Origin of the sequence: Exiguobacterium profundum (genome assembly GCF_042652865.1) — a bacterium.
Classification (GTDB): Bacteria; Bacillota; Bacilli; order Exiguobacteriales; family Exiguobacteriaceae; genus Exiguobacterium; species Exiguobacterium profundum.
The window spans coordinates 1,244,460-1,256,976 of sequence record NZ_JBHSHG010000001.1; the positions used below are offsets into that span (position 1 = coordinate 1,244,460).

General features: G+C 47.0%; 10 protein-coding genes. 6 read left to right on the plus strand and 4 right to left on the minus strand.

All coding sequences use genetic code 11. From position 1 onward, the window contains the following. Positions 1 to 296 precede the first annotated feature (296 nt). Genes ACFO4U_RS06455 through ACFO4U_RS06465 form a run of 3 tightly spaced genes read left to right on the plus strand, consistent with a single transcriptional unit; the run spans position 297 to position 4,105 of the window. The gene (locus ACFO4U_RS06455) at positions 297 to 2,552 is read left to right on the plus strand and encodes a ribonucleoside-diphosphate reductase subunit alpha (RefSeq protein WP_371730226.1); all 2,256 of its coding nucleotides are present in this window, start codon (positions 297 to 299) and stop codon (positions 2,550 to 2,552) included. A 49-nt stretch (positions 2,553 to 2,601) separates the two neighbouring features. Continuing rightward, positions 2,602 to 3,108, plus strand: coding sequence for a flavodoxin domain-containing protein (locus ACFO4U_RS06460; protein WP_215243792.1), 507 nt, complete (start codon positions 2,602 to 2,604; stop codon positions 3,106 to 3,108). Continuing rightward, the gene (locus ACFO4U_RS06465) at positions 3,065 to 4,105 is read left to right on the plus strand and encodes a ribonucleotide-diphosphate reductase subunit beta (protein WP_074036411.1); all 1,041 of its coding nucleotides are present in this window, start codon (positions 3,065 to 3,067) and stop codon (positions 4,103 to 4,105) included. Before ACFO4U_RS06460 ends, ACFO4U_RS06465 begins: the two co-directional genes overlap by 44 nt. Positions 4,106 to 4,185: 80 nt before the next feature. On the opposite strand, the gene ACFO4U_RS06470 is transcribed toward ACFO4U_RS06465, so the two are convergent. Then, entirely contained in the window at positions 4,186 to 6,099 is a 1,914-nt protein-coding gene (locus ACFO4U_RS06470; protein WP_215243791.1) for an N-acetylmuramoyl-L-alanine amidase, read from the minus strand. Positions 6,100 to 6,225: 126 nt separating this feature from the next. After that, positions 6,226 to 7,005 carry a MazG nucleotide pyrophosphohydrolase domain-containing protein gene (locus ACFO4U_RS06475; protein ID WP_215243790.1) on the minus strand — a complete coding sequence of 260 codons (780 nt, stop codon included), beginning with the start codon at positions 7,003 to 7,005 and terminating at the stop codon, positions 6,226 to 6,228. Positions 7,006 to 7,084: 79 nt separating this feature from the next. Here ACFO4U_RS06475 and ACFO4U_RS06480 point away from each other — a divergent pair, with 79 nt between their 5' ends. Together ACFO4U_RS06480 and ACFO4U_RS06485 are read left to right on the plus strand one after the other, a co-directional pair. Beyond that, on the plus strand, positions 7,085 to 7,933 hold the full coding sequence (locus tag ACFO4U_RS06480) for an AI-2E family transporter (RefSeq protein WP_251131800.1): 849 nt from the start codon (positions 7,085 to 7,087) through the stop codon (positions 7,931 to 7,933). Beyond that, the gene (locus tag ACFO4U_RS06485) at positions 7,872 to 8,207 is read left to right on the plus strand and encodes an AI-2E family transporter (protein WP_251131799.1); all 336 of its coding nucleotides are present in this window, start codon (positions 7,872 to 7,874) and stop codon (positions 8,205 to 8,207) included. The genes ACFO4U_RS06480 and ACFO4U_RS06485 overlap by 62 nt, the downstream gene beginning before the upstream one ends. A 10-nt stretch (positions 8,208 to 8,217) precedes the next feature. On the opposite strand, the gene ACFO4U_RS06490 is transcribed toward ACFO4U_RS06485, so the two are convergent. Beyond that, positions 8,218 to 8,877, minus strand: a complete 660-nt coding sequence (locus tag ACFO4U_RS06490; protein ID WP_147538496.1) for a DUF429 domain-containing protein — start codon at positions 8,875 to 8,877, stop codon at positions 8,218 to 8,220. Positions 8,878 to 9,009: 132 nt separating this feature from the next. Next, a complete protein-coding gene (locus tag ACFO4U_RS06495) occupies positions 9,010 to 10,452 on the minus strand; it encodes a leucyl aminopeptidase (protein WP_215243789.1) in 1,443 nt (480 codons plus the stop codon). Positions 10,453 to 10,777: 325 nt separating this feature from the next. On the opposite strand from ACFO4U_RS06495, the gene ptsP reads away from it, so the two are divergent. After that, positions 10,778 to 12,496 (plus strand): phosphoenolpyruvate--protein phosphotransferase, encoded by a 1,719-nt coding sequence (gene ptsP / locus ACFO4U_RS06500; RefSeq protein WP_074036404.1) that lies wholly within the window; start codon positions 10,778 to 10,780, stop codon positions 12,494 to 12,496. Positions 12,497 to 12,517: the final 21 nt, after the last annotated feature.

Here is a 12,517-nt window from a genome sequence, read left to right on the forward strand (position 1 = left end):
TTGTGAAAAAACAAGCAAAGACAATACATAAATTTTTTTCATCTCAGTTCTCTGTCTCAAATTGGGTCATGAAGCCCTTTTGGAGCAAAAGCAAAAAGGTGACGGGCACATTCCAGAATGTCAAGGATTGAAAAACTAAATATAGGTGTTTTATGATTAAAAAGATAAAAAAGTGTCAATATATAGTTAACGGGTATTTTGATCGTTAACACGATATTGTGACAGGTAAGGAAGTTCTTATTATCCTTTTATAACGTCTACACCATCTAAAGGAGTGATCTATTTTGACATCCCCTATCCACCACGAGACGATGCTACCAGCGGCTCCAACGCTTTCTGACGTCTCTTCTCTTATTCAATCTATCCAGACACGGTATCCTCACTTAAGCGTAGAGCGCTATGAAGAACGGGCTATTCGGGCGCTCGAGACAAAAACGCTAACACAAGATGTAGTATATGACTTATTGACGATGCATGCCCTCGATATGTTGAAAGCCGAAGAACCGGACTGGACGTTCGTGGCAACGGAAATGTACTTGAACCGCCTCTATCTTGAAGCGGCACGCAACCGCGGTTACGAAGCATCTATGCGTTATGGTAACTTCTATCAACTGGTCGAGACGTTAACATCAAAACGAATTTTCACGTCAGCGCTTCTCGATACGTATTCAAAAGAAGACATGGACCATCTCGAAACATTGATCGATCCATCCCGTGACCGTCTCTTCACATATATCGGACTCCGCACGTTGTCGGACCGCTATCTTGGGCGCGATCATGTGAAGAACCTTTATGAGCTTCCACAGGAGCGCTTCATGGTCATCGCGATGACGCTCATGCAAAAAGAAGATGAGACGACTCGATTGAAGCTCGTCGAAGAAGCTTATTGGGCTTTATCAAACCTTTATATGACGGTCGCGACACCAACGTTGTCAAACGCCGGTAAATCATATGGACAGCTCAGCTCTTGTTTCATTGATACAGTTGATGACTCCCTCCGTGGCATTTATGATTCGAACACCGATGTGGCGACGCTCTCAAAAGGTGGCGGTGGAATCGGTGTCTACCTCGGGAAAATCCGTTCACGTGGTAGTGACATCAAAGGATTCAAAGGCGTCTCAAGTGGTGCCCTTCCTTGGATGAAGCAATTGAACAACACGGCCGTCTCTGTCGACCAACTCGGTATGCGTCAAGGCTCAATTGCCGTCTATTTAGACATTTGGCATAAGGACATCTTCGAATTCCTAGACGCGAAATTGAACAACGGGGATGAGCGCCTCCGGACACACGACTTGTTCACAGGCGTTTGCTTACCGGACCTCTTCATGCGTACGGTCGAGGCACGCGGCGACTGGCACTTGTTCGATCCACACGAGATTCGTACCGTGATGGGATATAGCCTTGAAGACTATTTTGACGAATCAGAGAACGGTGGAAGCTTCACAGAGAAATATATGGAATGTGTCAACACGCCAGAATTATCTCGTGTGACAGTTCCAGCCATCGACCTTGTAAAACGTTACATGCGCTCACAACTTGAAACAGGTACACCATATATGTTCTTCCGAGACGCAGTGAACCGCGCAAACCCAAACAAACATGCCGGGATGATCTACAGTTCAAACCTCTGTTCTGAAATTGCGCAAAACATGTCGGCAACGACAATCGAAGAAGAATACACACAAGACGGAAAAATCGTCATCACAAAGACTCCTGGTGATTTCGTCGTCTGTAACTTGAGTTCAATCGCACTTGCTCGTGCCGTGAAAGCCGATGTGCTCGAACGACTCATCCCGATTCAAATGCGTATGCTCGATAACGTCATCGATTTGAATACGATCGAAGTTCCACAGGCGATGATCACGAACCAGAAGTATCGTGCAGTCGGTCTAGGAACGTTCGGTTGGCATCACTTGCTCGCACTAGAAGGAATCCGTTGGGAATCGGTCGATGCCGTTCAATATGCAGAGAAACTCTATGAAAAAATCGCGTATCTCACAATCCAAGCATCGATGGAACTCGCCAAAGAAAAAGGAGCATTCGGCGTCTTCGAAGGTTCAGAATGGCATACAGGCGAATACTTCAAGCGCCGGAACTATCGTTCACACGACGACCTCGATTGGGACGGTCTCGCAGCAGAAGTACATCAAAACGGCGTCCGTAACGCCTATATGATGGCCGTTGCACCAAACTCATCGACGGCGATTATCGCTGGTAGTACCGCATCGATTGACCCGGTCTACAAAAAGGTCTACTCAGAAGAGAAGAAAAACTATAAGATTCCAGTCACGGTTCCCGACTTGACGCCGGACACGAACTGGTTCTATAAATCAGCATTTGAAATTGATCAATTATGGAGCATCCGTCAAAACGCGGCTCGCCAGCGCCACATCGACCAAGCAATCAGCTTCAACTTATACGTGAAGAACGATGTAAAAGCGACAGAGCTTCTTGCGATGCACCTCGAGGCATGGTCTCTTGGCATGAAGTCGATTTACTACACTCGTTCGACGACTGTCGAAGTCGACGAATGTGAGTCGTGTGCTTCGTAAACCGTCGTCATAATCATTATGTATATTTTATAGAAAGGTGGTCCACCCTATGAACATCGCAATCATCTGTCATTCGATGAGTGGAAACACAGAAGAAGTGGCATCGCTCATCGAATCGACACATCATCACCGTGGCGATACGGTCGTCCGCTATGATGCCGATCGCGTCGGATATCGCGAAGCTCAATCACTCGCTTCGTTCGACCTCGTCTATTTCGGCTCTTACACGTGGGCAGACGGAATCTTACCAGACGAAATGAAAGATACGTTCCGCCTCGTGTTAAAGGAACTCCAAGTGCCGATTCGACAAGCTGCGGTATTCGGAACCGGTGACAAGATGTTTGTACATTTCTGTCGCGCTGTTGACGAGATGGCGTACCACCTTTCAAAATACGGAATCCCACTTGCCGGGGAACTGCTTAAAATCGAGCAGTCCCCACGTAACCAACCGTTCAACGTCCAAAATTGGGCAGAGCGGATGGCTCACCATGTAGAAGAAGGAGTTATGCATCATGTCGATTCAGAAAATCAAATTATTGTCGCCCAAACATCCTAACCGGGCAACCGCCATCATTGGCGGGGAAACGAGTTCGATCGTCAATTGGAACGATATCGCGTATCCTCAGTTCTATACCATTTACAAACAGTTATTATCGAACTTTTGGATTCCTGATGAGATCTCAATGTCTAAGGATATGCAACAATGGCCGCAATTGACTGAACGTGAACAGGATGCATTCAAACGGATCATCGGACTGCTCTCGATTCTCGACTCGGTCCAGACACGATACATCCTCGAGTCTTCTATGTTCTCATCTGACTCGTCTGTACACGCCGTTCTCGCGGTCATCGCACAACAAGAGGTCGTGCACAATCAATCATACAGCTATGTCCTATCAAGTCTCGTGCCACTCGCTGAACAAAATCGAATCTTTGACATCGCCAAAGACGATGAAATGGTCATGAAGCGCAATCAATTCATCTTGGACTTATATGAAGCGTTCCGCGAGACTCCGAACGCTGAAAACTTTGCGAAATCGCTCGTTGCATCCGTCATTCTAGAAGGCATCAACTTCTATTCAGGATTCGCTTATTTCTACAATCTCGCCCGCCACCAAAAGATGGTCGGTACATCAACGATGATCAGTTATATCCAACGTGATGAGATGCAACATTCTTACTTCATCAGCCAGCTCTTACGTGCCGTGCTAACAGAAAATCCGAAGATTGATGAAAACGGAAAGTTCAGTCAGTTCGTATACGACACGATGGCAGAAGCGGTCGATCTCGAGATCGAGTGGTGTGAATACGTTCTCCGTGACCTCGATGGACTCGACGTCAGTGAAATGCGAGACTACGTCAAATACTTGGCGAATAAACGCCTCCGCGTCATCGGTCTGAATGACTTGTATGAAGGATTTGACGAAGATGTCATGCCTTGGATCCGTGCATACTCAGATGACTCGCTCAATGCGACAAAATCTGATTTCTTCGAACAAAAGTCACGTTCTTATGCGAAAGTGACAGACGCGAACGGATTTGATGATCTATAAAATTGAACCGAACCGATTTAATCGGTTCGGTTTTTTGTACATCAAAAAAACCCAGACAATCATGTCTGGGTTAATTCAAATCAATAATAAGTCTGAACATATTTGGCAATTCCTTCAGCCACACCTTCCGCCATTTGCTGACGAGACGTGTTACTTCGAAGGTAAGTCAAATCTGTTGGTGATGAGATAAATCCTAATTCGACGAGTGCAGATGGCATTGTATTATACGTAATAACGTAATAATTAGCTGTTTTCACTCCTCGGTTCGACATTCCACTCATTTTACCCGCCAAGTTGCTTTGAATGTTTGAAGCAAGGACACGACTTCGAGCGCTGTGCGCAGACTGAGAAGAATAGAACGTTTCTACCCCTTTCGCAGATGATGAACCGGCTGCGTTGACGTGCATACTTACAAACAAATCACCACGTAACGACTTCGCTGCAGCAACTCGCTGATCTAGAGTCAAATAGACATCAGTTGAACGAGTGAGACGTACATTGTAATCATATTTTGAGCGAAGATAAGCTTCTACACGTTTCGTTACATCGAGTACAATCGTTTTCTCATAGAGAGATCCATTAACTGCTCCTGGGTCTTTTCCACCGTGTCCTGGATCAAGGACGATGACTGTTCCAGTCGATGTGCTCGGCTTAGATGTCATCACGAATGCTGAAGAAATGAAAGCATCTTGTCCATTGAACTTGATTTTATGGAAACCATTGATTGTCCCATAATGTGAAACAGCTGTTCCGTGATTGAGTTGACCAACCACATTCGAATCAAGACTCGCTTTCGAACGAACGTTCAATACATCACCTGGTGTGTTGATGTATACCGTACCTTTTGGTGCAGCTTCCGGCGCTGCCGGGGCTTTCCCTTTCGTCAACCACGAACTCGCTGTGTAGTAGACTTTCGAGCCGATATGAACAGTCGACCAACTCGAATTGTACGCTTTGTATGAAACAGCCGTGTATTTCGGAAGAACCATGAGGACTTCCGAACTCTGATGGGTTTTCCCAAACAAGTTTACTGTACGGTTTGCATACCCTTGCGTGAGTCCATCATCCGGTTTCGTTGTCGTCGGAGGCTCCGTTGGCGTTTTCGACGTAGAGATCCAAGCTGTCGGTGTGTAATAAGTTTCACTTCCGAGATATACAATCGACCAGCTCGAGTTGTATTTGCTCGAGAGGACAGCCGTGTTCACGGGGAGTACCTTCTTCACCGCCGAACGTTGATTCCGCTCAGCGAAGAGTTTCATCTCCCGGTTTGCATATCCGTCTTTTTTCTCTACACCACTGTCCAATGTGCCTGCTGTGATGCCCCAAGTCGGCGTATAATACGTCTCGTTCCCGATATAGACAATCGACCAACTTGAATTATATTTACTCGAGACGACAGCCGTATGTTTCGGAAGAACTTTCTGCACTTTCGAACGTTGGTTGCGTTCAGCGAACAACTTCAACTCACGGTTCGCGTAGCCGTTTGTCCGCTCCACATTCGACTCTGTCAGTTTCGGTGCGATGTAAGCTTTTGCGGCATAGTACGTCTTGCCATTTAGGTAGACTTTTGCCCAAGAAGAATTATGAACGGCATACTTCACTTCCGTCCCTTTCTTCAACGTAGCGACAATCTTCGCCGATCGATGAGACGTGACTCGTACGTTTAAGTTCGCAGTTGTCAGACCAGTAGACGTTGCCGCCTGCGTCGTTAGCGAACTTGAAGTGGATGAAAGTTTCCGAATGTACTGGGCCGAGGCATAGTATGTACGATTGTTTACATACACTTTGTGCCAGGACTGATTATACGTTCCATACTTTACTTTCGTGCTTTTTGGTAATGTTTTCACTACCTTCCCACTCAGACTAGGGGATGTACGAATGTTCAAATTGACAGTCGTCTCTCCATCGTAAGTAGCAGCTTCAGCAGACGGAAGTTGCATACCAAACAAGAGGACCGTTAAGATGAGGGCAACTTTCAATAGTTTCATTTTCATCCAAAATATTCCTTTCTCATTGCGGCATTTCCTACTAACAACAATTTCATATTAGCATAATGCTTTTTTAAAAAAAGTAAATATTTGAAAAAAAGATGAATGTTTTTGATAAAAAGGTAAATGTTTTTATTTGACCGGTCGGATGATCAGAAACGTCTCCGCACCGTAACGTTCGATGGCGACAGTAAAACCTTCTTTAATCGAAGGATTCTCTGTAACAATCAATCCATCTCGTTTCTGTTGAATTACAAATCCGTCCAATCCTTCAATCGTTGCAATGCGACAAAAACGCTCGATATGTTGTTCTCGTTCTATATATCGGTCGAATCGCTCAAACGATTTAACTGGGACTCCACCCCAATAGCGACCTGGCTGATGTGATAAATAAGTACGCACCGATGTCTCCGTAATCGGATCCGGCGTATGATCAAATCGTCCAAAGTCCCGGGCCGACTTCTCTTCGATGAGGGCAAAGAGTGAATCGAACAGATTGAGATGGTAAGACTCTCCAAGAGACAAAACGGCACGTTGCAATTGCTCGATATGATGCTGTAGTGATTGACCTTTACGGTTCGGTTTTAACTTCTTATCGCCTTCATAAGCGTTCAAAATCCGCGCCACTTCCCCTGCCTCTTCAACAATTTGAAAATACAGCTTCTCTTTCGATTCTCCTCCCTCCGCCTCTGGTTGTTGCAATGCAATCGCATACTGGTTTGCCAGACACGTGGAGATCACTAGGACATCAAGCAACTCCTCTTTCAACTCATCCTGAGCCTCTCTCCTTAACGCGCCTCCTACTTCTCCTACTTCTTCTAACAATCGTGCTAACCCCGATAAAGGTTTCCAATAGCCACCTAAATGAAGAATCATCGTATCGATTTTTTGTTGAACTTCTCTCACGCTCATTCACCTATCTTTCTGCTTTATTTACCGCTTACATGATATACTATGCTCAACCTAGTTGTCTGGAAAGGGTGGGTTCCACATGTCATCGGCAAGACTTTGGCAATTGCTTCGATTCATTCTCGTCGTAATCGGTTTCTTTTTAATCACTTGGCTATTGAATATACTTTTCGAATATACATATCCGTTCGTATTTGCCTTGCTCTTGTCCTTGATGACCGTCCCGCTCGTCAACTTTTTCGAGCGAAAATCAAATATGCCTCGTGCACTCGGCACTCTCATTTCCTTGATCATCGTGCTTAGCATCGTCGTCGGAATCATCACCATCGTCATCATCCAATTGATTCATTATGCAACGGTGGCAGCGGAACGACTCCCTGAACAAATTGAGACACTCACCGAGTTTATCCAACGACTGTTCAATGAGAAAATCGCACCGCTCGTCAATGATGCATACGAGAGCTATCAGCAGTTAAATCCCGGACAGACGACCTCGCTCGAGGGAGGAATCACCGAGCTCGGTGTCCAACTCGCCTCAGCGATTGGTGTCTTGTCCCGCGGAGTGGCCAGTGTGCTACAAAACATGTTAGCGGCGCTCCCGCTCGTCTTGTTGCTCGTGGTCGTCATTGTCCTCGCCTGGTTCTTCATCACAAAGGATTGGCCATCATACGTCAACTCACTGAATCGTCTGAACAAACGAAAAGGATTCAAAGAATTCGAGGAAGTGATGATCAACCTCAAGTCTGCCCTATTTGGATACGTCCGTGCCCAGTTCACGCTCATCTCCATCACATTCGGGATCGTCTTGATCGGGATGCTCATCCTTCGTGTTGACAACCCGCTCTCTTTCGCTTTACTTGCGGGGTTCTTTGACCTCAGGGGTCGGTACGCTACTTATTCCTTGGGCCGCCTATGCCGCGGTGACAGGTGATTGGTTCGTTGCCATCGGATTGGTCGTGTTGTATATCATCGTCATCGTCCAACGCAACTTGGCTGAACCGAAAATTGTCGGTTCCCATATCGGATTGAATCCACTGGTCGCACTCATCTCCATCTTCGTTGGATTAAAGCTATTCGGTGTACTCGGCTTTATCGTCGGGCCCGTACTCGCAGTCCTGTTGAAAGCCGTATACAATGCCAAAGTGTTTCATTACATATGGCGATTTATCGTCGGTCCGCCTACGACGACAGCAAAAGAGCGATGAAATGTTGATTTCATCGCTCTTTTTTCATTTGAGGTACAGCCACTACGGGTTGATCGGATGTCGCCGGCTGGAGCGAGAGACCACTTGTCCCCGCTTCATAGGCAGCTACCGCCAAGATGCACGCATCGATAATATCGTCGATTTGGACGTTCGACATTTTCCATTTCCATGGAGAACTTTTCGAGTATTGCCGAAGTAACTCGATTCGCTCATCCTGCCCTTCGACCGTCTTTTTCGAATGACTTGCCTCATGCCCCATCATGACTGAAAAACAAACTTCCGGATGTGATTCGTAAACGTCAGATGCCTTCACCTGCTGAAACTCACGGATACGGGGAACAAGATTCCACGCTTGTTTACTGATTCCTTTGCCAACCAACGCCCGACTCCTTTCATTCGCTTCCTCATAAGTCGCTTCTTGCAACACCTCTTGAATCGGCGGAGTGAAGACGGACGACTTTCGTTGGCTGAGTCGGCAACGCATCCACGCATCGCATTCGCGGCTCGGATGGTCGACCGTTCCTAAATCTTTCGGCATATCCACAAAATGCATGGCACCATCAATCAGCAACTCCTCCAACGTCTCCGAAATCGTTAAACAAAGTGAGATGCTGTCATATGTGATCCGTACCCAACCGCCACGTGCACCATCAATTCCTACTCCTACCATGTCGTACCTCCTGTAACATCATCAACACGCCAAATACGGCGAGAAACACTGTACTCCCTAACCAAATACGGTTCGGCCACACCGTGTAGCATAAGCCACACAGAATCGCCAAACCGATTACTCCAGCTGCTCTTACCGATCCCACGATTCAATCATCCGTGCGAGGGTTCGAACCATGACACCAGTCGGCCCCTTCGGACCGAGGTCATTCGCTGCCGCTCGTTCGCTCGTTCCCGCAATATCGAGATGCAGCCATGGTGTATCGCCGACAAACTCACCGACAAATGCGCCACCAAAAATCATATGGCCGAAACGACCTGGTGAGTTATTCAAGTCGGCAACTTCCGATTTTCTCACCTTGTCGATGAAGACATCAAAGTATGGCATCTGCCACACGAGCTCGTTCGTCTCACGGCTCGCCGCTTCAAGCCAACGATAGAGCGAATCATCATTTGTCAGACAGCCTGTCACGTCTGTACCGAGGGCGACAAGAACGCCACCTGTGAGCGTAGCTACATCGATGATAGCTTTTGGTTCATACGTTTTCGCAAATGTGACCGCATCCGCTAGGACGAGGCGTCCTTCAGCGTCTGTGTTCAAGACTTCAATCGTCTTCCCATTCATGGCTGTGATCACATCATCCGGTTTGAACGCATCCCCAGAAATCATATTGTCGGTCGCACCGATGATGCCAATCACGTTCCGTTTTGGTCGTGTCAATCCGAGGGTTTCGAACAATCCGAGGACGGTAGCAGCGCCACCCATATCCCCTTTCATTCCGACGATTCCATCTTTTGGCTTGATTGAATAGCCACCTGTGTCGAATGTGACACCCTTTCCGACAACGGCAATCGGAGCTTCTTCCTCTGCCCCTCGATACTCGAGCACAATCAATTTTGGCGGAATCGTCGAACCTTGGTTCACTGCGAGCAATGCCCCCATCCCGAGTCCTTCCATCTCTTCTTTTTCAAGAATGCGGTATTTGAAATCATGACGTTTCGCCAACTCAACCGCGTAATCCGCTAACGTCTCCGCCGTCAAAATATTGGCCGGCATCATCGTCAACGTTCGAGCGACATTGACTCCTTTCCCATAAGCCACACCCGCATCGATATCCGTCTGGTCCACGTCACCGAGCAACGTGATTGTCGGTTCTTCGACCGTTTCATTTGGAGCAGACTTATATGTAGGATGGGCATAGGTCGCCATTTCATACGCTTCTGTAAACATACGCGCCGCTCCGTCCGTAAACGTATCAAGCGCTACCGCGACGTCCTTCAGTCCACGTGCTTTGATCAGCTTCGCGACTTTCCCGAACCAATTCCGAACATTCTCGGTCGTCATGTCATTTCGTTGACCAAGTCCGACAAATAAAACACGGGTCGTCTCCCCGGCGAATGTCGGAAGGATTGTCACTTCCCCCGTCTTCGTAGAGAGGTCTCCTGATTGAATAAGCGCTTTGACGCGTCCAGCAAACAATGTGTCGAGCCCCTCATCGATAGAATCAGCCGCTCCAATTCCGACGACGATTGTCTCGTAAGAATCGGTCCAATTTAATTGAGCAATTTGATACATATTGCCACTTCCCTTCTATATATATGGTAAGCATAACGAACTTCTCCAAAATAATGAAATAGTATGCGTAAGAGTCAAGAAATCTTCGAATTCATGGGCTATCTCCTCGTTGTGACGTTGTTTTATTTTATGATAGGATAAGAAAGTACGCAATCGGGCTTCTCTTCATCGTGAAGTGAGGCCAATTTGACTGGTCGAGGCTTCCCCTAGTCGTAGACCGTTGCTACTTTAACTTTCTCCGTTCTCGTTAATTCTTTTTTCTTTTCGGGTATGAAGTAACGAGGCAGGAAAGTACACTATTTCTTTGAAAAGAGGGACTACGCTTATGTCACACATTAAAGGTATTGGTGCATCTGCAGGAATTGCAGTTGCAAAAGCATTCGTCATGGAGACACCTTCATTCGATATCCCATCACACAAGATTGAAGATGTCGCTGCAGAAAAGGCTCGCTTCCACGATGCGATCGCACAATCTAAAACGGAGCTTGAAGCCATTCGCGAACATACACTTCGTGAGCTCGGTCCAGACAAAGCCGAGATTTTCTCAGCTCACCTTTTAATCGTTGAGGACCCAGAAATCGTATCGCAAGTGAACGACAAAATTGAAAGCGAAAACATGAACGCAGCGAAGGCACTTGACGAAGTCGCCCAAACGATGATCATGATTTTCGAATCAATGGATAACGAATACATGCGCGAACGTGCAGCTGATGTTCGTGACGTCACAAAACGTGTCATGGCTCACATTCTCGGAGTGACATTCGTGACTCCAGCTTCGATTTCAGAAGAAGTCATCATCATTGCCGAAGATTTGACACCATCAGACACGGCACAACTTAACCGTAAATACGTCAAAGGATTCGCGACGAACATCGGCGGACGTACGTCTCACTCTGCCATCATGTCACGCTCACTTGAAATTCCGGCAGTAGTTGGAACAAAAGTTGCCCTTGAAGAAATCAAAAACGGTGACCTCGTCATCATCGACGGAACAGAAGGTGACGTCTTCGTCAACCCTTCAGAAGATCTCGTCAAAGAATACGAAGGCAAACGTGCTGATTTTGAAGCGTACAAAGAAGAGTTGAAGCAACTCGTCAACGAAGAGTCAATCACAGCGGACGGTCACAAAGTGAAGCTTGCTGCGAACATCGGGACACCGAACGACCTCGAAGGCGTTTTGAAAAACGGTTCAGATGCAATCGGGCTCTATCGTACGGAGTTCCTATATATGGACTCTGAAACGTTCCCGACTGAAGAAGAGCAATACACAGCTTACAAAACGGTTCTTGAAGGCATGGAAGGCAAGCAAGTCGTCATCCGTACACTCGACATCGGTGGCGACAAAGAGTTGTCATACCTTGACCTCCCGAAAGAAATGAACCCGTTCCTCGGCTATCGTGCCATCCGCCTTTGCCTTGAGGAAACAGATTTGTTCCGCACACAACTTCGTGCCCTTCTCCGTGCCTCAGCTCACGGTAACCTTGCAATCATGTTCCCAATGATTGCGACACTCGAAGAGTTCCGCGCGGCGAAAGCCCTTCTTCTCGAAGAAGAAGCGAAGTTGAAAGAAGAAGGAATCGAAGTCGGAAAATATGAGACAGGGATGATGGTTGAAATCCCATCAACCGCTGTCATGGCGAAGCAATTCGCAAAAGAAGTCGACTTCTTCTCAGTCGGAACGAACGACTTGATTCAATACACGATGGCGGCTGACCGGATGAACGAAAAAGTTTCTTACTTGTACCAACCGTTCAACCCTGCCATCTTGAACCTTCTCCACAATGTCATCACTGAAGCACACAAAGCTGGCAAATGGGTCGGCATGTGTGGAGAGATGGCTGGAGAAGAACTCGCGATTCCAATCCTTCTCGGTCTTGGTCTCGACGAATTCTCGATGTCCGCTTCAAGCGTCCTTCGTGCGCGTAGCCTCGTGAAACGCTTGACGAAGTCGGAAACAGAAGCAATCGTCAACGAAGTCCTCAACATGGACACAGCTGAAGAAGTCGTGAACTTCCTTAGCGAAAAGTTCGACATTAAGAAATAATGGCAAAAGTCCTTCTCTCGC